This is a genomic window from Rhizocola hellebori (assembly GCF_016862955.1).
GTDB lineage: Bacteria > Actinomycetota > Actinomycetes > Mycobacteriales > Micromonosporaceae > Rhizocola > Rhizocola hellebori.
Window position 1 is genome coordinate 43,790 of record NZ_BONY01000010.1, and the last position, 23,803, is coordinate 67,592.

Sequence of the window (23,803 nt, forward strand, 5' to 3'; positions counted from 1 at the left end):
GCAACTGTCCAACGCGATCGTGCATAACGGCAAGTAACGTTGCCGTTATGGCAAACAGCGATGACGCCGTGCTGGCGGCGGTCGGCCCGCGGCTGCGGGCGTTGCGGCAACGCCGCGGCACGACGCTGGCCCAGCTCGCCGAACTCACCGGGGTGTCGGTGAGCACCCTGTCGCGGCTGGAGTCCGGCGGGCGCAAACCCACCCTGGAGCTGCTGCTCCCGCTGGCCAAGGCCTATCAGGTGCCGCTCGACGAGCTGGTCGGCGCGCCCGCCACCGGCGATCCGCGGGTGCACCCGCGCCCGATTGAGCGTTTCGGGATGACCTTCCTGCCGCTGACCCGCCGTCCGGGTGGGGTGCAGGCCTTCAAACAGATTCTTCCGCCGCGTACCCCCGCAGGCGACCCGGAACTCAAAACCCACGAAGGCTACGAGTGGCTCTACGTGCTCTCCGGAAAGATCCGCCTGTGGCTCGGCGAGCACGACCTCATCCTCAGCGCAGGCGAGGTCGCCGAGTTCGACTGCCGGATCCCGCACCGCGTCACCAACCCGGGCCCGGGCCCGGCGGAGGTCCTCAACCTGTTCGGCCCGCAGGGCGAACGGATGCACGTGCGCGCCCGCCCGCCCAAACGCCAGCCGTGATCTGACGCCCGGTAAGCCAATCCAATGTGGACGCTCAGGCCAGCGCGGGCTCCGGTTGGGCCGGCTGGTCGGGTGGGGCCATGTCGTCGGGGTGCAGGACGAGGATGGCCGTGAGCGTGTCGGGCCTCACCCGATAGCGGGCCGGTGGGCCTGTGTGCTGCCAGCAGGCGCCCACGACGGTGGCGGTGGCGTCCTTTCCTGGCCCGGCAAGGATCCGCACCCGGGCGCCGGGTGGATAGCCGCCGTGCACGGCGACCAGAAGCGCGTCGAGGATGTTGCGGGCGCCCTCGATCGACCGGCGCGGGATCATGGTGCGGAACTCCCGGGCGAGCGTGATCGCCGCATCGCGCACCGCACGGTCGGAGCTGGCCTCACCCGCCACGAGCGCCGCCTCTATCCGCGTCCACAGGCACCAGCGGTCCTCGTCGAGGCGCAGCCGCGCGGCACGGTCGAGCTGGGCGCAGACGAAGTCGACGGCCGTCTCCTCGCCCAGCTCGGCGACCCAGCTCAGCTCTTCGGCGGCGGGCAGCAGCGCGGGCGTCTCGTGGCGCAGCAGGGCGTAGAGCAGGCCGAGGGTGACCTGGCGGCGCTCGCCGGCATACAGCGCCCCGCAATCGGCGGACCCGCCCCGGGCGGCCGGCCTCGACGGAGTGGTGTGCGCCAGGCGCAACGGCGGAAAACGCTCGGTCAGGTGCGCGGCCCGGCCCAGCGGAAGGTCCACGGCCGTGCGCGTGTCTTGCAGCCGCAGGCGGAAAGAGCGCTGTTCGCGCATGGCGAACAACCACGCTCTGTGTTCATCGGTGCCAACGGGAAAGCCGCCGGGGATGCCGCCGGCCGGTGCCGCGTTCCCGGCGTTGAGCAGTCGCGCTGCGGCGGTATAGGAGATGCCGAGGCTGGCGGCGTGGGCCCGGATGGCACGCCGGCGGGCCCGATCGTGTACGGATCGTCGATGCTGCTTGCCTGTCATCGTGTCCTCCTTGGCGGCCATGGTAAGTCCGCGACGCCGCGGCGTTGTACTCTGAAACAGCCGCGCGCCGGCATGAGCGTAGCGAGGCCTCCCACGTGGGCCGCGCGTCAACGCCAAGAGGCTCAGACTCAGCGCACACCACCCTCGTTGCGCGTTCGCGTGCCTGAATCGGGTGGGGTGCGTGGGGCCTCGCCGTGAGGACGTGAGTGTCGTGTTTGAACGGTTCACCGATCGTGCCCGCAGAGTGGTGGTCCTGGCGCAGGAAGAGGCCAGGATGCTCAACCACAGTTGCATTGGCACCGAGCACATTCTGCTCGGCCTGCTCCATGAGGGCGAGGGCCTGGCCGCGAAAGCTTTGCAGGAGCTGGGAGTCACGCTCGAGGGCGCCCGCCGCCAGGTGGAGGAGATCGCCGGGATAGGCCGGCAGGCGGCGACGGCCCACATGCCGTTTACGCCACGGGCGAAAAAAGTGCTAGAGCTGTCGCTGCGCGAAGCACTGCAATTGGGCCACAACTATATCGGTACCGAACACATCCTCCTGGGTCTGCTGCGTGAGGGTGAGGGCGTTGCGGCGCAGGTGTTGCAGAATCTGCGCGCCGATTCCAACAGGGTGCGCCAGCAGGTGCTCCAGCTGCTGGCCGGGCATCAGACCGGCGAAACGGCCAAGACGAGCGAGGAGATCGTTTCGCCCAGCTCGTCGCTGCTGGACCAGTATGGCCGGAATCTGACCCGTGCCGCGCGCGAGGGAAAACTCGACCCGGTCATCGGCCGCGACAGCGAGATCGAGCGCGTCATCGTGGTGCTGTCGTGCCGGATCAAGAACAACCCCGTGTTGCTCGGCGAGCCCGGTGTCGGCAAGAGCGCTTTGGTCGACGGGCTGTGCCAGCGCATCGTGCGGGGGACAGTGCCCGAATCGCTTCGCAACAAACAACTGTACACATTGGACCTCAGCTCACTGGTCGCCGGATCGCGCTACCGCGGCGATTTCGAGGAGCGCCTCAAGAAGGTGGTCAAGGAGTGCCGCACCCGCGGCGACATCATCCTGTTCATCGACGAGATCCACACCATGGTGGGTGCGGGCGCGGCCGAGGGCGCCATCGACGCGGCATCGATTCTCAAGCCCATGCTCGCCCGCGGCGAGCTGCAGACCATCGGGGCCACCACCACCGAGGAATACCGCAAGTACTTCGAAAAGGACTCCGCACTGGCGCGCCGGTTCCAGCCGATCCAGCTCGGTGAGCCGACCCAGGCTGAGGCGATCGAGATCCTGAAGGGATTGCGGGATCGGTTCGAGGCGTTCCATCGGGTGTCCTACACGGATTCGGCATTGGTTGCCGCGGTCACGCTCGCCGATCGCTATGTGCCCGACAGATTCCTGCCGGACAAGGCGATCGATCTGATCGACGAAGCCGCGGCGCGGGCCCGGATCCGCCGGATGACCTCACCGCCGGAGCTACGCGAATTCGACGAGAAGGCACTGGAGGTGCGCCGGCTCAAGGATTCCGCCATCGACGTGCAGGACTTCGAGCTGGCAGCCCGGCTACGGGATCAGGAAAGGCAGCTGCTGGCACAGCGCAAGCAGTGGGAGCTTCAGTGGCGGGCCGGTGAGATGGACGTAGTGTCCGAAGTGGACGATGAGCAGATAGCCGAAGTGCTGGCGCACTGGACCGGTATCCCGGTCTACAAGCTCACCGAGGAGGAGACGCTGCGGCTGCTGCGGATGGAAGACGAGCTGCACAAACGAATCGTCGGTCAGCGCGACGCGGTCGGGGCGGTCGCCAGAGCCATTCGCCGCACGCGGGCCGGGTTGAAGGACCCGAAACGCCCGTCGGGCTCGTTCATTTTCGCCGGGCCGTCGGGCATCGGCAAATCCGAGCTGTGCCGGGCATTGGCCGAGTTCCTGTTCGGCTCGGAGGATGCGCTGATCCAGCTGGACATGAGCGAGTACCACGACCGGTCCACGGTGTCGCGGCTGGTGGGGGCGCCGCCGGGATATGTCGGGTACGACGAAGGCGGCCAGCTGACCGAGAAGGTGCGCCGGCGCCCGTTCTCGGTGGTGCTCTTCGACGAAATCGAGAAAGCACATCCGGATGTGTTCAACACGTTGCTGCAAATCCTGGAGAACGGCCGGCTCACCGACGGTCAGGGCCAGGTCGTCGACTTCAAGAACACGGTGATCATCTTGACCACCAACCTTGGTACACAGGACGTGGCCAAAGCCGTGCAGCTGGGTTTCCAGGTGTCGGAAACCTCGGAGGCAAACTACGCGCAAATGAAGCAGAAGGTGAGCAAGGAGCTCGAACAGCACCTGCGCCCGGAGCTCATCAACCGCATCGATGGCACCATTGTCTTCCACCAGCTGACCGAGGAGTTGCTGCTGCGGATAGCCGAAACGATGACCGCGCGGGTGCGCGACCAGTTGCGCAACAGGGACATGGGCCTGGAACTCACCGACAGCGCCAAACGTTTCCTGGTCAGGAAGGACTGGAATCCGTTGATGGGGGCTCGTCCGTTGCGGCGCACCATTCAGCGTGAGATCGAAGACTTCCTGTCCGAACGCATTCTGGTCAACGAGTTGCGTCCCGGGCAGATCGCGGCCGTCGACTGCGAAGGCGACCCTGACGACCCGGATCACGCGCGCCTCACCTTCACCAGCATCGCCAAGGTCGGCGACCCCGACGCCCCCGGCCTCGTTGGCGTCGGCTACGCGGATTGACCGATCCCCTAGCCGAATTGGCCGCCCAGCTAACGAAGGTTCAGGCCGCCGTCCAAAATAATCACCTCGCCGGTCAGGTAGGAGTTGCCGATGACGGCGGCGATGAGGTCGGCGACGTCGCAAGGCTGTGCCGGGCGGCGCATCGGGCTCGACGCGTTCCACAGTGCGTGCGCGTCGGCCCAGCCGGCGGTCAGCGGGGTGTCGACCAGCCCGGGGGCGACGGCGTTGACCCGCACGTCGGGGCCGAGGGCGGCGGCCAGCAGCTTGGTGACGTGGTTGAGCGCTGCCTTGCTGGCGGCGTAGGCGATCGAGCTGCCCTTGGGGCGCACCCCGGCATGGCTGGTCACGTTCACCACGCAGCCTTGCGACTGCCGCAGCGCGGGCAGGGCCGCGGTGCACAGCAGCCACGGGGCGATCACGTTGACGTCGAAGAGCTTTCGCCAGTCGGCGGCGCTCAGCGCGGCCATGTCAGCATGCGGAACCGGCCAGCTGATGCCCGCGTTATTCACCAGCACATCGAGCCGGCCATGGCTGGCCAGCACCCGGGGGACCAGCTCGGCCGCCTCCGCCTCGTCGGACAGGTCCGCCTGCTCGTAGGTTCCGCCGAGCTCGGCCGCCAGGGCGACGCCGGCGGCACGGCTGGACCGGGAATGGACCACCACCGTCATGCCGTCGGCCGCCAGCCGCCGCGCCGTCGCCTCCCCGATCCCCGACGCAGACCCGGTCACCAATGCCACCTTCTGCATCCGGACAGCCTAGTTCCCGTGATCGTTTCACGTGCGCTCGTTATTGGACGCCATCGCGCCGCGCGGACTCAGCGCTCGTTCAGCGGATTGGGGCATCATTGTCCCCATGACCCTTGTCCTCACGATGATCGCGACCCTGTTGCTTGTCTTCCAGCTGTTGCTCATCGCCAGGGCCGTGCTCGACTGGGCCGCCGCGCTGTCGCGGCCGCCGCGGCCCAAGTCGGTGCGGGGCAGGCTGTCGGCCGTGGTGGAAAAGCTCACCGAGCCGGTCCTCGCGCCGGTACGGCGGCTGCTGCCGCCGTTGCGGCTGGGCGCGGTCGCCCTCGACATGTCGTTCGTGGTGGTCTTCTTCGTGGTGCTGCTGCTGCGCCGGTGGGTGCTCAGCATGTGAGGTTACCGACGCGCCGGAGCAGGTGGCGTGTCCAGCCGGGTCAGGTCGTCGGCGACGCCGGCGAGCCAGATTTGCATGTCGGCGACCTGATGGTCGGGAGGTGGGGGAACCTGCACGCGTGGGAAGCGAACAGCGCGCCCCTCGCCCACGGCATGGGCCGCGGCATCGCAGGCGTCGTGGACGTTGCTTGCCGAGGCGGTGACAAGCGGCCGCCACGAGCTGAGCGCGCCCGGCGCGTAGGTGTCGCGCAGCCATTCGCAGCCGCGCACGACGTGGTATCCGACCGCCAGCACGGCCTGCCAGTCCATTGTGGACTCCGCCGCGGCGTGGCGCTCGGTCTGGTACATGCCGTACGAGGCGTTGGCGAGGGCCTTGGCTTGGTTGGCGCGGGCCAAAGCCGCCACCGACGGGTCGCCGTCTTGCGACTGCGGCGGCCCAGTGAGCGCTTCGGCGGTGAGGCGCACCAGCTGGGCGCTGGCGTCGAGGAAACCGGCCGCCGACCGGCGCAGCTCGCCCCCGCCGCCACGCGGCCAGGCCAGCACCCCGGCGCCGAGCCCGATTGCGGCTCCTATCAAGACATCCAGCACCCGGACCCCGGCCAGCTCGGCGTTGGCCGGTGCGAGCTGAGTGAAGATCAGCGTCACGAGCACGGTGAACAGAGCCTGCCCCCAGGCAGGCCCGAACACGGTGCCGGCCGCGAAGGTGACCACCATGATCGGTGGCATGAGGGTGGCGTACAGGCCGGGATGGGGACCGACCACCACCAGCAGCACACCCACCGCCGCCGCCCCGGCCACCGTGCCCACGATGGCCGGGCGCAACGCGATACGCGTGTCGATGGCGCGGCTGCGCAGCAGGGTGAGCGTGGCCAGCAGAACCCAGAAGCCGTGCGACAGATCGAGCACCCCGGCGGCCAGCCGGGCCGCCGCGAGCGCCACCGCCACCCGCACGGCGCCCTGGAAGTAGACCGACCTCGGCGTGAGATGAAGCGCGAATTGCCGCCACCACAACCGAATGGTGCTCATGTAGGCGTAAGGGAAGCGCTCCCGGCGCACCGGCCTGCTGGCGATGCCGGACTCGATGGGGGCGCCCAGGGCGATGCGTATCGCGGTGGCGCTCGTCCACACCCCGTCCGCGGCGGCGAGAGCCAGCGTGGTCATCCGGATCTCGTCGGGTTCGTCGGGCGCGGACCGATCGTGAGGGAAGTGCCGCAAGGCGGAGAAGGCGTCCGCGAGTTCTTCGGTGTCGGGCGCAGGCGCGCCGCGCAACGCCTTCGCGGCCGCCCGCGCGGTGCGGGCGCAGGTGTCCAGCAGACCGGCGGCGGCCGGCGTGGCCATGCCGGGTGGCATCTCGCGCAGCCGGGCCAGCGCGAAGCGCACCATGGCACCCGCGTCGCTGAGTGCCTGGTCGCTTCGGCCCGCCGAGGCGGGGCGCGCTTCGGGCGGCAGGTGTGAGGGCCGGATTTCCTGAGCCGCCTTCTCCGTTGCGGCCAGCGTGCTCGCGATGGCTTGCGGGTCGCCTGCGGCGCGGGCGGCGAGGTGGCCGGCGAGTCCTTGGCAGGCGTCGGCGAGGCGTTCCTGGTACCCGACCGGGTCGGGCGCGGGCCACAGCGTGCGTTCGGCAAGCGCCAGCACGCCCAGTCCCACACAGACGCCGATGAGCCGTGACCCCAGCGCGTCAGGCGAATACGGCGGAAAGCACGGCAGGATGAACAGCAGCTGCATTCCCGAGGCGAGCCCGACCAGGCGAGGCCCGCCGACACCGGCGAACGCAATGAAGAAACCGAATACCAGCATCCCGGCGGTGGCGGCCCACAGGTGGCCGGCCAGCAAAGTGCCGATGGTCACGAGCAGGCAGGCGACCGGGGCGGACCATAGCAGGGTGAGCGCACGTTGTGTCGCCGATCCGGGAATCTGCGAAAGGAAACCGAGCGCGACCGTGGCGAAAATCGCGTAGGTGGCCATGGCCGGGTCGCCGACCAGGTACCGGCAAAAATAGAAGACAGCGCAGGCAACAGCGGCCACCCGGACCGCCCGGCGCACCGCCAGCAGGCCCGCGTCCCGACGCAGCAACCACTGCCGAACACCGACCACCATACGAAGCCTAGGCGGTCTTCGCTTCGCGTTTGGCCGTTTGACTGTTTCTGTGAAAATGGCGTCGCTGATCCTCACTCTGGTCCTTTGTGGACGGTGAGAAAGCAAGCACCACATTGGACTGTCGCTGGACGTATACAAAAGTTTTGATCGCATATCGAGATCGCGTGTCGCTCTCCGGAATTAGATTGCTACCGAACGTTACGTATTTACAGCGGGCTTTCCGCTAACTAGCCTTCGGCCGTATCCGTTACGAGCTACGGGGGCTTGGTGCAGATGCGCGTTGCTACGCGTTTACTCGCTTTGTTCGTTTCGCTGGCATTGGTGCCGTTTACTGTCCTGAGCCCTGCCGCCGCCGGTGTCTCCGGATGCGCGCAGAGCGCCGTCGACTCCGTTTCAGCGCTCGCCATGGCGAAGCGCTGTGGAGCACGCGTTGAGGCGCTGGACCAGCGGACCGAGACCGGCCAGATCTTTGTCAACCCCGACGGCACGGCCGTCGCCGAGGAGCACGCCTATCCACAACGGGTGCGCCGCAACGACGGGACCTGGGCGGGGCTCGATGCGACCCTGATCCGAAACACCGACGGGTCGGTGTCGCCACGTTCATCGGTGGTCAACATCGTGCTGTCCGGAGGCGGCGCGGGCGTCTTCGCCTCGGCGAGCCGCTCCGGACACCGGCTGGACCTGTCCTGGCCGGACACCTTGCCAGCGCCTGTTTTGGACGGTAACACCGCAACGTATAGAAATGTCTACCCGGATGTCGATCTGGTGGTCAACGTCTCGGAGACCGGCTTCAACCAGGTCCTGATCGTCAAGAACCGGCAGGCCGCCCGGCATCCCGCGGTGCGGTCGCTGCGGCTGGGCGTCGCGTTGACCGGCTTGCGCTGGGACGACAAAGCCGGGCTGCGGGCGGTGGACGGCGACGGACGGGTCATCATGGCCTCCGACTCGGGCCGGATGTGGGAATCCGCGCCGACGACGGCGAAGCCCGCCAAATACGGCGCGACGCTGGCCGAGGAGGGCGAAACACGTCGCGAAAGCTCGCCGCGCGGGCCGGGGTCCGGTGCCCGCGACGCCGCGGTGAACGTGACACGGCAGGGCTCCACGCTGGCGATCACGCCCGACACCTCGCTTCTCGACGATCCCAGGGCGGTGTATCCGCTGTTCGTCGACCCAGGCCCGAACTACACCAAATGGACGATGATCAATAGCCAGTACCACACCACGAAGTACTGGAACTTCGACAAGACCGACTGCCCGCCGGAGCCGGGCAAGGGCGGCGCGGTCTACCAGACCGAGTGCGGCAAGGTCGGCCGGGCGGTCGGCTACTCGATGATCTACCGGTCGATGTGGGAGTTCTCCACCGCAGGCTATCCGGGCAAGCAGGTGCTCAGCGCCAAGTTCACCATCGACCTGCTGCACTCCTCGGTCTGCGACAACTACACCTGGACCCAGCTCAGATGGGTCAACGGCTATCTGGACTCGGAGACGACCTGGGACAGCATCGCCGGGGCGTGGGACGGCATCGACGCGGGAGCGAGCAACGTGTCGTCTTGCTCGCAGGCGCGCAAAGGCACCGAATACGCCGGCGGCAGGCTCAACGAGGTGTTGCAGGCCGCGGCCAACAGCAGCTGGGGATACACCACGTGGGGTCTGAAAGCCGAGGACGAGAGCAACTCCAACGACTGGAAGAAGTTCGACGCCAAGACCGCCACCCTGATCGTCGTGCTCAACACCCCGCCCAACACGCCCGACCAGCTGAGCGTGGACAACCAGGCGTGCGCCTCGGGCGCCAACCGGCCTTTCATCAAGACCGCGACACCGACGCTGCGTTCGCACGTGTGGGATGAGGACGGTGACCGGCAGGACGACTGGTTCGCCTACGCCCAACTGAAGTACACCGACAGGCCGCTGGCGGGCGACATCAACGCCGATGGCAAGGCCGATGCCATGTTCTGGCGACCGGCGACCGGGGATTGGACAGCCAAGGCCACCGGGTCGTCGGCCACCACCACCACACAATGGGGGTTGAACGGGGATATCCCGCTGACCGGAGACTTCGGCGGCGACGGCCGCGACGACCTCGTGGTGTGGCGGCCCTCCAGCGGCGAATGGTATGTCGCCCACACCGGCGGCAGCGCCGGTCAGCTGCGGGTGTGGGGAGTCAACGGCGACATTCCGCTGGTGGGTGACTTCAACGGCGACAACGTCGACGACGCCATGATTTTCCGGCCGTCCACGGCCGAGTGGTATCTGGCCTACACCAATGGAGGCGCAGGCTTCTTCAAGTTGTACGGCGACGTCAACTCTCAGGACGTTCCGCTGGTCGCCGACTACAACGGCGACAACAAGGACGACATCATCATCTATCGCCCGTCCACCGGCGACTGGTGGCTCGCCTACACCGACGGCGCGATGGTTCGGGAACGGGTGGGTTTCGGCGGCGCCGGCGACCGGCCGTTCATCGGCGACTTCAACGCTGACAACAAGGACGACTTCGTGATCTGGCGCGCCGCCACCACGGCCTGGGACGTCTGGTATTCGGGCGGCAGCACCGCCCAGCTCAGTGCCAACCTCGGCGACGGCAGCCATGAAGGCGTCATCGGCGACTTCAACGCTGACAACAAGGACGACATCGCCGTCTTCAACGGTGGCGCCTGGACTGTGCGCTACACCGGCGGCACCAACGCCACCTTGGCCACCGGGCTCGGCGGCACCGGGCAGGCCTTCGCCGACATCGGCAGCGGCGTCAAGAGCGGCGTCGACAACAACGCGTTTGGCGATCTGACGACGATTCCGTTGTGGCACAACAGCATCTACACGTTCCGCTCACAGGCCAACGACTATCCGAGCAGAGGCGTGGTGTACGGCAACTACGGCACCTCGGCGGTGACCAACATGCCCGGCAACTGCGAGTGGCAGGTCGACCTGGTCAAGCCCGCGGTGCCGACGGTGACCTCCGACATCTATGTGGAGGGCCAGACCAAGGGGTCGGTGGGCAAGACGGGCCGGTTCACCTTCGCCAGTTCCGCGGACACCACGTCGTACAGGTGGGGCTGGTCGGATCCGCCGGGCAACGCGCTGACGCCGGGCTCGCTGGGCGGCACGGTATCGATCGACTGGACTCCTCAGTCGGGCGGTCTGAAGACGTTGTACGTGACCGCGGTCGACCGGGCCGGAAATGAGCAGACCAAGTCCTTCCAGTTCTATGTGTCCGCGCCGACCAACGCGCTCGCGCGCTGGCGGATGAACGACGTGCCCGCTGACCCGCCGGCCTCGACCGAGACGCTGATCGACGACACCAACCCGGTCAGCGGAAAGCCGCTGACACTTCACGGCGGTGGCCTGCTTCAGCAGCCCGGCCCGATCGTGGGCGGTCAGCCCGTGCTCGACCTCGACGGCGTGGACGACTACGCGGCGCGCGCGGCCACGTTGGACACGAGCAAGAGCTTCACGGTCTCGGCATGGGTGAAGATGGACACCGCAGGGGTGGATCGCACCATCATTTCCCAGGCGGGCACCAACTTCTCCTCGTTCTACCTGGGCTACGACCAGGCGACCCAGAAGTGGTCGCTGCGGGCGCCCTCCAGCCCGAACACCAGTCCCGCGCCGGTTTGGGAGGCGGCCGTGTCCACCGGCCCGGCACAGCTCGGCGTCTGGACCCACCTGACCGGCGTCTACGACTCGGCGGAACGGCGGCTCTACCTCTACGTCAACGGTGTGCTGGAAGGCGTCTCGAACCAGATTTCGCTGTGGAACGCCACCGGTGAGTTCCGGATCGGGCGCAGCGCTAACACCTGGTTCGACGGATCGATTGCGGTGGCCCAGGTTTGGGACCGCGCCATCACCTCCGACGAGGCCCGCGTACTGACCAACCCCGACGATGCGACGTGGGGTTCGAAGGTCGGTCTGTGGCACTTCGACGCGGGCTACGACCCGTCGGCGGATTCCTCCAACTACGGACACGACCTGAACTACCGCAACAGCGCGACGATCCCGCTGGGGGAGTCGGGCAAGTTCGGCACCGGTCTGCAGGTCGGTCCGGATGGATACATGGAGACCGATGCGCAGGTGCTGCACACCGACCAGTCGTTCACGGTGTCGGCGTGGGTGAAGATGAATCCGGGCACGGCGCTGACGAGCAACTATCAGGCGGTGACCCAAAGCGGCGTGGCCAAGAGCGGGTTCTGGCTCGGATCACGCCACTACGGCGGCGGGACGGCGAAGTGGACGTTCTCGATTCCGGAAAGCGACACCGACACCAGTGCGCTGGTCAACGCGGCGTCCTCGGTGGCGTTGACCGCCGCCGACCAAGGGGTGTGGACCAAACTCACCGGCAGCTACGACGCCAACAGCCGACAGCTCAAGCTCTACGTGAACGACGTGCTGATGGGTTCGGCGGTCAAGCAGACACCCGCCTGGGACGCCACGGGGACCTTCCTGGTCGGCCGGGCCCTGTGGTCGGAGCAGGGCAGCGCGCCAGTTCTTGTGGACGGCTGGCCGGGCAACATCGATGAAGTCGTGGCCTACCAAGGGGTGTTCACCCCCAACCTGGCTCTGGGTAAGCCGGTGACCGCGGACTCCGCCTGCAACGCCACCGAAACCGCGGCCAAGGCGGTCGATGGCCGGTGGGCGTCCACCGGGGACAAATGGTGTTCGGTGGGCGCCTCGAAGTGGCTGCAGATCGACCTGGGGACGGCGCGGCCGTTCCGTGAGATCACCATCCGCCACGCCGACCAGGGCGGCGAAAGCACCACCGCCAACACGAAAGACTTCACCATCGCGGTCTCCGACGACGGCTCGGCCTGGACCACCATCGCGACCGTGACCGGCAACACCCGTGGTCTGACCGACCACGCCTTCGCCGCGGTCACCAAGCGCTACATCCGATTGAGCGTCCAAACCCCCACCCAGAACAGCGATCCGGTCACCCGCATCTACGAGGTCGAGGTGTATTGATGAATATCCGACTCGCGCCAGTGCTTTTAGCACTGGCGCTGGTTCCAGCTGCCTTCGTCAGCCCGCCGGGCACCGCGCACGCCGCGCCCTCGATGCCCTGCGAGCCCACGGCCGCAAGCACTCCGGCGGCACTCGCGCACGCGCGCCGTTGTCTGGGCCGGGTGGAGGCGCTGGACAGGCGCACCGAAACCTCGCAGGTTTTCGTCCACCCCGACGGGAGTGGGACGATGGAAACCTATGCGTATCCGCAGCGCGTCAAGCTTCGCGACGGACAATGGTCCTCTTTGGACGCCACCCTGCAACGCCGTGCGGACGGCTCGATATCGCCCCGCGCGTCGGTGGTGGACAGCACCTTCTCCGGCGGCGGCGCCGCACCGCTGGTGGTCGGCAAACGCGGCGGCAATGAGGTGTCGCTGAGCTGGCCTTCCGCGTTGCCGGCGCCCGAGCTGTCGGGCAACACGGCCACCTATCCGAACGTCTTGCCCGGCGTCGACCTCGTGGTGACCGCCACGGAGACCGGCTTCGGCGAGGTGCTGGTGGTCAGGGATCGCGCTGCGGCAAGGAATCCGGCCTTGCGCAAGCTTTCCCTTGGTACCCAGCTGAAAGGTCTGCATTGGACAGAGCACGACGGCGCGCTGGCTGCCGTCGACGCCCAAGGCCGGGCGATGCTGGTGGCGGATGCGCCTCGGATGTGGGATTCGGCGGCAGAGCCGGGTGAGCGCAGCACGGCGGCCAAACCGAGCAAGCAGGCCAAGACCGCGCCCATCGCGGTGTCGCGTTCAGGCGATCACCTGACGCTGACGCCCGATGTATCGCTCTTGGACAATCCGAGCGCGGTGTTCCCGCTGTTCCTCGACCCGACCATCAGCACCCCCACCTGGACGATGATCAACAGTCAGTTCACCACGCAGTCGTATTGGAGCTACGACAAGCAGGACTGTCCACCCGAGCCAGGCAAGGGCGGTGCGGTCTATCAGACCGACTGCGCCAAGGTCGGGCAAGCGGTGGGCTACACCATGGACTACCGGTCGATGTGGCAGTTCTCCACCGCCGACTTCGTCGGGCTGCAGATCACGAGCACCAAATTCACCATCGACCTGCTGCACTCGTCGCTGTGCAACAACGGCACCGCCTGGACCCAGCTGCGCTGGGTGAACGCCGGGCTGGGGTCGGGCACCACCTGGGCCAACAACAGCGGCAGCTGGGACTCCATCGACGCCGGCTCAAGCAACGCCGACACCTGCAACCAGGCCCGCAAGGGAACCGAGTTCGCCGGAAGCCGGCTGCAGGAAATCATCGAGATCGCCGCCCGGGACAGCTGGGCGTCGGTGACGTGGGGCCTCAAAGGCGAGTCGGAGACCGACTCGGGCGACTGGAAGAAGTTCGACGCGAAAACGGCACGGCTCATCGTCGGGGTGAACCACGTTCCGGGTGTCCCCACGTCTTTGACTACCGACAACCAGGCTTGCGTCACAGGCAGCAACCGCCCCTTCGTCAAGACTGCGACGCCGGCGCTGAGCGCCTATCTGTCCGATTACGAGGGTCAGAAGCTGACCGCGAGCTATGAGTGGGCCCGGATCCGCAACGACGGCAGCTACGGTTCGTTCGGCGCCTTCACCAAAACGCTGGTCGATCCGGGACACTCCGAGCCGATCAACGCCACCGCCGGGGTGATCGAAGGCGGCGACGAGATCGTGGGCGCGGCGGACTGGACCCGCGACGGCAAGACCGACGTCTTGGTGCGTGACACCGGTGGCGTCCTGTACGTGCTGCCCGGTGACCGCACGGTGCTCAAGCCACGCCAGCAGATCGCCACCGGCATGGGCGGATTCACGTTCGCGGGCTGGGTCGACTGGGACAAGGACGGCTATCTGGATGCAGTCGGGCGCATCGACACCACGGGCGAGCTTCGCCTCTACGTCGGCGGGCCGAGCGGCTGGACCGGCAGCTACTACGTGATCGGCGGCGGCTGGGGTGGCTATACGTTCTTCGGCCTGGCCGACTGGGATCGCGACGGCCACCAGGACATCCTCGCGCGCGACCCGAACGGGGACGAGTGGCTCTATCCCGGTGAGAGCAAGCGCACCGTGTCGGGGCAGGCGCGGGCGCTGATCGGCGCCGGCTGGGGCGGCTACACCTCGTTCGGCACCATCGACTGGGACAAGGACGGCTCACCCGATGTCATCGCCCGCGACCCGTCCACCGGTCAGCTGTGGCTTTACCTCGGCAGCGGCACCCGCAGCTACTATTCCGGCAGCCCTTACCGATACGAGATCGGCGCTGGCTGGGCCGAGTACACCGCGAAGGTGATGCCGGACTTCAACGGCGACGGCAATGCCGACCTGATCGCGCAATATCTGAGCGAGCGCACGTGGTATTCCTATCCCGGCTCTGGCGCCCGGACCTCCGGCGGGGCCAGGTCGACGATCGCGACCCTCGGTCTGTCGGACGCGGTGCGCTACGTCTGGACAGCGCGCAGCCACGACGGTTACGCCTGGAGCGGCACCTCGGCGCTGTGCGAGTTCGAAGTGGACACCACCAAACCCGCGGTGCCGACGGTGATCCCGGACATCTATGTGGAAGGCCAGACCCGCGGGTCAGTCGGCAAGACCGGCAGATTCACCTTCTCCAGTTCATCGGACACGAAGACGTTCAAGTGGGGCTGGTCGGACCCGCCGGGCAACACGCTCACCCCCGGCACGTTGGGCGGCAGCGTGTCGATTGACTGGACTCCGCAGTCCGGTGGTCTCAAAACGCTTTACGTCAAAGCGATCGATCGAGCCGGCAACGAGGAATCCAAGATATTCCAGTTCTTCGTGGCCGCGCCCACCAACGCGATCGCCCGCTGGCGAATGAACGACGTGCCGGCCGACCCACCCACACCGACGGTTTTCGTGGACGACACCGGCAACGGCCGGACCGCCACCGTCGCCGGGGCCACGCTTCAGCAGCCGGGCCGCATCGTGGGCGGTCAGCCTTCGGCGGGCTTCGACGGCGACGACAACGCGGCGACGGCCTCATCGGCGATCGCGGACACCAGCAAGAGCTTCAGCGTCGCCGCGTGGGTGAAGCTGGGCGATCTGGCCACTTCGCACACGGTGATCAGCCAGGGTGGCACCAGCACCAGCGCGTTCCTGCTCGAATACGAGCGGGCGGGGCAATGGAAGTTCACCGCGACCTCGGCTGACAGCTCCACTCCCGGCTATGCGGCGGCGATCGCCCGCACCTTGCCACGCAAGGATGTCTGGACCCATCTGGTGGGCCAGTACGACTCGGCCGCACGAGAGCTGCGCATCTACGTCAACGGCGTGCTGGAGCGGGCCGAGCCGAACGTGGTGATGTGGGACGCCAACGGCCCCACCCTGCTCGGCGGCAGCTCGCCGCAGCGCTGGGTCGGCAACCTGGCCGAGGTACAGGCCTGGGATAGGGCCATCACCTCCGACGAGGTGCGGGCGCTGGTCAATCCCGACGACGCGGCTTGGGGTTCGAAGGTCGGCCTGTGGCACTTCGACGCCGGCTATGATCCGTCAGCGGATTCGTCGGCCTACGGACACGACTTGAACTACCAGAACGGTGTCACGATTCCGCTGGGACAGTCGGGCCAGACCGGGACAGGCGTGCAACTCGACGGCGTCGATGACTCGATGGTCACCGATGGCCAGGTGCTGCACACGGATCAGTCGTTCACCGTGTCGGCGTGGGCCAAGATCGCGAACGGTGCGGACATGACCGGCAACCATCAGGTGCTGGGGCAGGACGGTCAGCTCTTCAGCGGGTTCTATCTGGGCTACCGCAATGTCTCGGGCACACCCCGGTGGTCGTTCGCCATGAAGGAGACCGACGAGGTAACGGCGGCATGGGCCGCGGCCAGCTCGCCCACCCCGTTGACCGTCGCCGATCAGGGCGTGTGGACCAAGCTCACGGCAAGCTACAACGCCTCCACCGGCGCCATGACGCTGCATGTCAACGACGCCTTGGTGGCGACCGCGACCCGGGCCTTGGCCGGCTGGGACGCCACCGGATCGCTGAGCGTGGGACGCGCCTGGTGGACCAGCGCGGCACCCGGCGACTTCGCGCACGAGGTGGACCACTGGGCAGGCAACATCGATGAAGTTGTTGCCTACCAGGGGCTTTTCGTACCCAACATCGCCCTGAACAGGACCGCGACCGCGGACTCAACCTGTAACGCCGACGAGAGCGCGGCCAAAGCCGTCGACGGCAGGTGGGCCTCCTCGGTGGACAAGTGGTGCTCGTTGGGCGCCTCCAAGTGGCTGCGCATCGACCTGGGTACGGCCCGGCCGTTCCGCGCGATCACGATCCGTCATGCCGAGCAGGGCGGAGAGTCCACCGACTCCAATACGCGCGACTTCACCATCGAGGTGTCTGACGATGGCGCCGTCTGGACCACGGTGGCCACCGTGACCGGCAACACGCGCGGCCTGACCGACCATCCATTCGCGACTGTCACCAAACGCTATGTCCGCCTTGCGGTGCAAACCCCCGCTCAGAGCGGCAACCCTGCCGCTCGCATCTACGAGGTCGAGGTTTATTGATGACACACACACGGGGCAGCCGGTGGACCCGGCGATTGGCGACCTTCGCCAGCTGTGTCCTGCTGGCATCCACCTTCCATGTGCCGCCGGCATCGGCCAAGCCGGCCGAACACCTCAAGCCACAGGCCGAATCCGTAGTCGACGGCTACACGGTGAAGTCGAAGCTCATCGAGCGCGTCAAGACGGGACAGCCGTTCAGCCCGCCGGCGCCGGTGTGGCCCACCGCCACCAACGCGGAGGTGGCGCTGCCGTCGCCGCGGATTCAGGGGTCGGCCTCGGTGCCCATGGTCGCGGCGGCAGGCTTGCCTGTGCGGCTGGGAAAGGGCAGCACCAACGGGCCTGAGAAGATTCAGGTGCAGTCCTACGATCGAGCTGTCAGCAAGTCGCTGGGAGTCGACGGCCTGCTGGTGCGGCTCTCACGGGCCGACGGGGTGGCTTCGGCGGGCTCGGCCGAGTTCGGCTTGGACTACAGCGCCTTCCGGTACGCCTACGGCGGCGACTGGGCCACTCGCCTTCAGCTGCGGGTGCTGCCGGACTGCTTCCTGACCTCACCGGCGGCGGCCCAATGCCAAGGGTATGAAGTCAAGTCGCGCAACGATGTGCGAAGCGGCGTGATTTCGGGCGAGGTCAGTGTGGCGGCGTCCGGCACGCAGACCTCCAACCGGTTCGCGACCAGCCTGGGCGGCTCGGGCGGCACGCTGGTGGCGCTGACCGCCGGAGCGTCCGGCGCGGCGGGCGACTACAGCGCCACGTCGCTTGCGCCTTCGGCCACTTGGACCGGCGGCTCCAACTCGGGTGACTTCTCATGGAGCTACCCGCTGCGCACACCCCCGGGCCTGGGCGGCCCGACGCCGAAAATCAGCGTCAACTACTCCTCGGCCAGTGTGGACGGCCGGATGGCCGCCTCGAACAGCCAGCCCTCCTGGTTCGGTGAGGGTTTCGACTGGCAGCCGGGCTCGATCGAGCGGCGCTACAACAGCTGCGCCGAGGACATGGGCGCCGGAGCCAACAACAGCACCAAAACCGGCGACCAGTGCTGGGACACCGACAACGCCATGATCTCGCTTTCCGGCCACGCCGGTGAGCTGATCAAGGACAATGCCGTGGAGAACAAATGGCATCTGCGCAACGACGACGGCACTGTCATCGAGCGCAAGTACAGCGCCTCCAACGGGGACAACGACGGTGAGTGGTGGGTCGCCACCACGACCGACGGCACCCAGTACTGGTTCGGTGGCCGGGCCGGTGCGAATTCGACGCTGAACACCGAGGTTTTCGGCAACCACGTCAACGAGCCGTGCCACCTGAGCACCTTCGCGGCGTCGCACTGCACGCAGACCTACCGCTGGTATCTGGACTACGTGGTCGACCTGCACGGCAACACGATGTCGTACACGTACACCAAGGACACCAACAAGTACGGCATGAACAACTCGACCACCAACCTGGTTTCCTACGACCGGGCCGGTTACCTCGAGAAGATCGAATACGGCACGCACACCGCGGTCACCGGCAGCGCCCCGATGCGGGTGCTGTTCAACCTCGCCGACCGCTGCCTGGCAAACTGTGCCGCACCGAGGACGGCGACGAACTTCCCGGACGTGCCGACCGACAAGGACTGCGCGGCGAGCCCCTGCAACAACTTCTCGCCCACCTTCTGGATGACCAAGCGGATCTCCTCGATCCAGACCGAGGTGTGGGACGGCGTTTCGGCCTACCGGCCGGTGGAGCGGTGGGGCTTCACCCACACGTTCCCAGACCCGCTCGACGGCGGCGTGGGCATCACTCCGGCGCTGTGGCTGGAGAAGATTTCCCACGTGGGCCTGGTCGGCGGCGAGAAGAACCTTCCCGACGTGACCTTCGTCGGTGAGCTGCGGCCGAACCGGGTCGACACCAACGGCGACCAGTTCCCGGCCATGAACAAATTCCGGGTCACCACCGTCAACTCCGAGTCGGGCGGCAAGCTCGGGGTCACCTACTACCCGGCGGATTGCGACAAGAACTCCGGCCGGATACCGAACAAGGATGCGTTGCAGGACAACAACCTGCGCTGCTATCCGGTGAAGTGGGCGCCTCCCGGCTACACCGATCCGATCAACGACTACTTCCACAAGTATGTGGTCAAAGACGTGACCGAGTCGGATCTGACCGGATCATCGGGGCGTGCGATCACCCACTACGACTATGTGGGTACCCCGTCCTGGCACTACAGCGACGAAGACGGCATGACCAAGAAGGAGATGAAAACCTGGGCCGGATGGCGCGGCTATGGCGCTGTCGTCACGACCAAGGGCGACGGCACCGACGTGCAGACCAAGGTGGAGACCCGCTACTTCCGGGGTATGCATGGCGATCACCTGCCGTCGGGGACCCGAAACATCGTCATGCCGGCGATCGCCATCGGCAATGTGCCCGCGGTCAACGACGAAGACCCCTACAACGGCCTGGTGCGCGAGACCATCACCTACAACGGCCCCGCCGGCGCCGAGGTGTCGGCGACGGCGGGCGAGCCCTGGATGTCGGCGCCCACCGCGACCCGCACCCTCGACGGCACCACCGTGTACGCCCGGATCATCAACCTCGCCGTGTCGCATTCACGCACTGCGATGGATGGCGGGCGTGCGCCCCGGCTGACCAAGACGGTCACCACCTTCGACGCCTATGCCATGCCCACGAAGGTGGAGGACTTCGGCGACACCGCCAAGGCCGATGACGAGAAGTGCACCCTGACTGACTACATCCGCAACACCGCCATCAACCTGGTGGATCGGGTGGCGCGGTCGCGCACCTACGCCGTCGACTGCACCAAGGTCGGGCTAGGCGGCCTCACCGACGACGACGCCGTCAGCGACGATCTGACCTCGTATGACGGCCTGGCCTGGAACGTCGCACCGACCGTCGGCAACGTCACCAAAACGGAGACGATGAAGACCTTCAACGGTGGCAGCCCGACCTACTTCACCGCGAGCATCACCAATTACGACCTTCACGGCCGCGTTCATGAGTCGTGGGACACCCGCGGCGCCAAGACGACCACGACCTACACGCCGGCTTCAGGCGGACCGGAGATTTCGCGGACCGAGACCAGCCACCTCGGCTGGGTGAAGTCCACGGTCAACGAGCCCGCCTGGGGTGTGCCGACGTCGACGACAGATGTCAACGGCCGCAAGGTGACCTTCGCCTACGACGGCCTGGGACGCCTGACGTCGGTGTGGTATCCGGGTCGCGAGGCGCCGCAGCCGGCCAACGTGGTCTACGACTACCTGATCCGCAACGCCGCTCCCACCGTGGTCACCACCAAGCGCCTCAACCCGGCCGGTGGCTACATCACGTCGTACAAGCTCTACGACAACCTGTTGCGGATGCGCCAGACGCAAGACCCGGACCATGCCGGCAACCCCAACAAGACGGTCGTCACCGAGACCTTCTACGACTCGGCCGGGCGGACCTTCAAAACACACGACCAGTACGTCGCCGGGGTCGCCCCGAGCACGGAACTGTATGTGGCGACCGGAAACATCCCCTCGCTGAAGGTCACCCAGTACGACGGCGCGGGCCGCGATGTCGCCCAGATCCAGCAGAAGGACGGTGCTCCGGGCAGCCCCGGCGGCACCGAAATGTGGAAGACGACCACTGTCTACGGCGGGGACCGCACCGATGTCACGCCACCGCAGGGCGGCACATCGACCTCCAGCCTCACTGACGCCCGCGGCAACGTCGTCGAGCTGCGCCAGTACCGGCCGGGTTATCCGGTCGGCGGCACGACGGGCTATGACAAGACCACGTACGACTTCAACCGCAAGAACCAGCTGACCAAGGTCACCGATGCGGCGAACATCAAGTGGGAGTACCAGTACGACCTCGCCGGCCGCCAGACCGTGAGCATCGACCCGGACAAGGGCACCACGACCACCACGTTCAACGACTCCAGCGACGTGCTGACCACGAAGAACGGCAAGAACGAGGTCCTCGCCTACACCTATGACGCGGTGGGGCGTAAGACAACTCTGCGCTCGGGTTCGGACACCGGCCCCAAGCGCGCCGAGTGGGTCTACGACCGGTTGTCCAACGGCACCTTCGTCTACGGGCAGGTCACCAAGACGATCCGCTGGGACGGCACCGATCAGTACATCAAGGAACACGTCGGCTACACGCAGGACTACAAACCGACCAGCGTCAAGTACACGATCCCGAACAGCGCCTTCGCCACCGGGCTCAACGGCGCCTACTCCTACGTCTACACCTACTATCAGGACGGCTCACCGGAAACCCTGCGGATGCCGGCCCTCGGTGACCTGAGCCTGGGCCAGGAGACGCTCACCTACGGCTACAACAGTTTGGGCAAGCCGCTCACGTTGAACACCTCACTGGTGGGCGGAACCTATCTGGACAAGCCGGATCCGAACACCCCCGAGACCGAATACACCAGCTTCGGGGAGATCGCCGCGCTGCACCTGCGCAACAACGCCGGTGACTGGGTCGATGTCGGCAACACGTATGAGACCGAAACCCGGCGGCTGGCTCAGATCATCACCAAGCGCCAGCAGGGTTCCGTCGCCGACATCGATGTTCGGTTCAGCTATGACGGCATGGGCAATGTCACGAAGATCGTCGATCAGGCGGTCGGCGACCGCCAGTGCTTCCGTACCGACCACCTGCGCCGGCTCACCGAGGCGTGGACACCCGACACCGACAACTGTGTGCTCGACCCGACGGCCGGTGCGCTGGGCGGGCCGGCCAAGTACTGGCACTCGTATGAATATGACACGACGGGGACCCGTAGCAAGCTCATCGAGCACACCACCGCCACCGGCGAGAAGACCACCACCTACACCGTGCCCGGCGGCGCCCACAAGCTGACCGCGACGTCCACAGTGGACGACACCGGCACCAAGGCGGGCACCTACCAATACGACGCCTCCGGCAACACCGAAAAGCGTCCTACGGCAACGGCCGGCACCCAGACTCTCAGCTGGGACGTCGAGGGTCACCTGGCCACGTCGATCGATACCACCGGCACCACCAGCTACCTCTACGACGTGGACGGCTCCCGGCTGATCCGCAAGGACCCGACCGGAAAGACGCTCTACCTTCCGGGTCAGGAGCTGCGCTACCAGTCAGGTGTCAAGAAATGCACCCGCTACTACACCCACGCCGAGCGCACCATCGCGACCCGCACCTCCAGCGGGCTGGTGTGGCTGGCGGCCGACCACCACGGCACCGCGAACCTGAGCGTCAACGCGGTCGGCCAGGCCACGTCGATCCGGCGGCAAACCCCCTTCGGTGAGCTGCGGTCGACCACCGGCACCTGGCCGTCGGCGATGGACAAGGGTTTCGTCGGTGGCACGAAGGACAACACCGGGCTGACCCATCTGGGCGCCCGCGAGTACGACCCGCTGATCGGCCGGTTCATCTCGGTCGACCCGGTGATCGACAGCAAAGACCCGCAGCAGATGCACGGCTATTCCTACGCCAACAACTCTCCGGTGACGGCCTCCGATCCGGACGGTTTGTGGCCGAAGTGGGCCGACAAGGCGCTCAGTGCTGTCAACAACGTGGTGCAGCAGCAGGTCAGTTCCGTGGCCAGCGCGGTCAAGGCGGCCGGCACCTGGGTCTACGACAACGCCGGCACCATCTCCACGGTGCTGGGTGTGGCCGCGATGGTCTGTGCGGTGGTTCCACCGCTTCAGGCGGTCGCACCGTTCCTCGGTGCGGCGTCGACGGCGATCGGGGCCATCGAAACCTTCAAGACATGCAAGGAAGGCATGTCGCTGGACTGCGCGATGGGCATCACCGATCTCATCCCGGGCGGCCGGGCTCTGGGCGCGCTGGGCAAGGCAGCCAAGTACGCCGATGAGGCAGCCGACCTGGCCAAGGCCAACAAGCTCGCACCGGGCAGGCCAAGGCGTCCCGACGTCGACGCCGGCGACGGCCCGCCCGCCAAACCCAAGGGCGGCGGCTGCCGCAGCTTTGACCCGAAGACGCCTGTGCTCATGGCCAACGGTGCCCAGAAGGCCATCGGCGACATCATCGAGGGCGAGCAGGTCCTGGCGATGGACCCGAAGACCGGCATCAACGGCTCATACGATGTCACCGCCCGGTTCCTCAACCTTGACGTCAAGTTGACCGATTTGATGGTGCGCGTGGATCCGGATCTCTTCCAGACCGGCGACGAGTACACCGACACCATCAGCACGACCCAGCATCACCTGATCCTGGACCTCACCGTGGGCGCCTGGACCTATGCGGGGTCGTTGGAGCCGGGTCACCTTCTGCACAACCCGGGCGCGGCGACGGTCAAGGTTGTCGCGGTGCACAACTACCTGGGCGAGAAGTGGATGAGCGACCTCACGGTGAATGGGGCGCACAGCTTCTATGTCATGGTCGGCGACGCCGCCGTCCTCGTTCACAACATGCCCGTTGACGACGCCGGCAATGTCCACCCGAACTGGGCTGTCGACGAGATCAGAAGGATCAAGGCGGGCAACGGAACGCCACGGACACATGCCCCACCCAGCACCGTTCAAAAGATCTATCAGGGCCATGAGTCGCCTGCTCATGCGGCACGCTGGGGTCAATCTACGGAGTGGGAAGTCCCGGCGATGCGCCAGCGGGTGAACGCCGACGAGTTCCGGATCTTGCACAATCCCAAGTACGACTCGTACGGATACACCTCGAACAAGTACGTAAAAATCACTACACTTCCCCCGGAGCTCTGCGACACGCCGTAGCACCGGCAT

Annotated in this window: 9 protein-coding genes; 6 read left to right on the plus strand and 3 right to left on the minus strand. The window is 66.8% G+C overall.

Going from position 1 to position 23,803, the window contains the following annotated elements:
- Positions 1 to 47: 47 nt before the first annotated feature.
- Positions 48 to 638 carry a helix-turn-helix domain-containing protein gene (locus Rhe02_RS09885; protein WP_203907826.1) on the plus strand — a complete coding sequence of 197 codons (591 nt, stop codon included), beginning with the start codon at positions 48 to 50 and terminating at the stop codon, positions 636 to 638.
- Between the two features lie 34 nt (positions 639 to 672).
- Here Rhe02_RS09885 and Rhe02_RS09890 read toward each other — a convergent pair whose 3' ends face one another.
- Entirely contained in the window at positions 673 to 1,605 is a 933-nt protein-coding gene (locus Rhe02_RS09890; protein WP_203907827.1) for a hypothetical protein, read from the minus strand.
- Positions 1,606 to 1,816: 211 nt separating this feature from the next.
- Here Rhe02_RS09890 and Rhe02_RS09895 point away from each other — a divergent pair, with 211 nt between their 5' ends.
- Complete coding sequence (locus Rhe02_RS09895; RefSeq protein ID WP_203907953.1) at positions 1,817 to 4,321, plus strand: ATP-dependent Clp protease ATP-binding subunit; 2,505 nt, start codon at positions 1,817 to 1,819, stop codon at positions 4,319 to 4,321.
- Positions 4,322 to 4,350: 29 nt separating this feature from the next.
- Here Rhe02_RS09895 and Rhe02_RS09900 read toward each other — a convergent pair whose 3' ends face one another.
- Positions 4,351 to 5,067 (minus strand): SDR family NAD(P)-dependent oxidoreductase, encoded by a 717-nt coding sequence (locus Rhe02_RS09900; protein ID WP_203907828.1) that lies wholly within the window; start codon positions 5,065 to 5,067, stop codon positions 4,351 to 4,353.
- 106 nt (positions 5,068 to 5,173) lie between these two features.
- On the opposite strand from Rhe02_RS09900, the gene Rhe02_RS09905 reads away from it, so the two are divergent.
- The gene (locus Rhe02_RS09905; protein WP_203907829.1) at positions 5,174 to 5,458 is read left to right on the plus strand and encodes a YggT family protein; all 285 of its coding nucleotides are present in this window, start codon (positions 5,174 to 5,176) and stop codon (positions 5,456 to 5,458) included.
- Positions 5,459 to 5,460: 2 nt separating this feature from the next.
- Here the strand turns inward: Rhe02_RS09905 and Rhe02_RS09910 are convergent, their stop codons facing one another.
- Positions 5,461 to 7,554 (minus strand): FUSC family protein, encoded by a 2,094-nt coding sequence (locus Rhe02_RS09910; RefSeq protein WP_203907830.1) that lies wholly within the window; start codon positions 7,552 to 7,554, stop codon positions 5,461 to 5,463.
- A 321-nt stretch (positions 7,555 to 7,875) separates the two neighbouring features.
- Between Rhe02_RS09910 and Rhe02_RS09915 the strand changes: the two genes are divergently transcribed.
- Genes Rhe02_RS09915 through Rhe02_RS09925 form a run of 3 tightly spaced genes read left to right on the plus strand, consistent with a single transcriptional unit; the run spans position 7,876 to position 23,794 of the window.
- The gene (locus tag Rhe02_RS09915) at positions 7,876 to 12,510 is read left to right on the plus strand and encodes a LamG-like jellyroll fold domain-containing protein (protein WP_203907831.1); all 4,635 of its coding nucleotides are present in this window, start codon (positions 7,876 to 7,878) and stop codon (positions 12,508 to 12,510) included.
- Complete coding sequence (locus tag Rhe02_RS09920; RefSeq protein ID WP_203907832.1) at positions 12,510 to 17,063, plus strand: LamG-like jellyroll fold domain-containing protein; 4,554 nt, start codon at positions 12,510 to 12,512, stop codon at positions 17,061 to 17,063. Before Rhe02_RS09915 ends, Rhe02_RS09920 begins: the two co-directional genes overlap by 1 nt.
- A complete protein-coding gene (locus Rhe02_RS09925; RefSeq protein WP_203907833.1) occupies positions 17,063 to 23,794 on the plus strand; it encodes an RHS repeat-associated core domain-containing protein in 6,732 nt (2,243 codons plus the stop codon). Before Rhe02_RS09920 ends, Rhe02_RS09925 begins: the two co-directional genes overlap by 1 nt.
- Positions 23,795 to 23,803 lie beyond the last annotated feature (9 nt).

What these genes read in the sequence shown, in the direction of transcription:
- Rhe02_RS09885 (WP_203907826.1), top strand. Translation starts at nt 48, where the DNA reads ATGGCAAACAGCGATGACGCCGTGCTGGCGGCGGTCGGCCCGCGGCTG.
- Rhe02_RS09890 (WP_203907827.1), bottom strand. Translation starts at nt 1,605, where the DNA reads ATGACAGGCAAGCAGCATCGACGATCCGTACACGATCGGGCCCGCCGG.
- Rhe02_RS09900 (WP_203907828.1), bottom strand. Translation starts at nt 5,067, where the DNA reads ATGCAGAAGGTGGCATTGGTGACCGGGTCTGCGTCGGGGATCGGGGAG.
- Rhe02_RS09905 (WP_203907829.1), top strand. Translation starts at nt 5,174, where the DNA reads ATGACCCTTGTCCTCACGATGATCGCGACCCTGTTGCTTGTCTTCCAG.
- Rhe02_RS09910 (WP_203907830.1), bottom strand. Translation starts at nt 7,554, where the DNA reads ATGGTGGTCGGTGTTCGGCAGTGGTTGCTGCGTCGGGACGCGGGCCTG.
- Rhe02_RS09920 (WP_203907832.1), top strand. Translation starts at nt 12,510, where the DNA reads ATGAATATCCGACTCGCGCCAGTGCTTTTAGCACTGGCGCTGGTTCCA.
- Rhe02_RS09925 (WP_203907833.1), top strand. Translation starts at nt 17,063, where the DNA reads ATGACACACACACGGGGCAGCCGGTGGACCCGGCGATTGGCGACCTTC.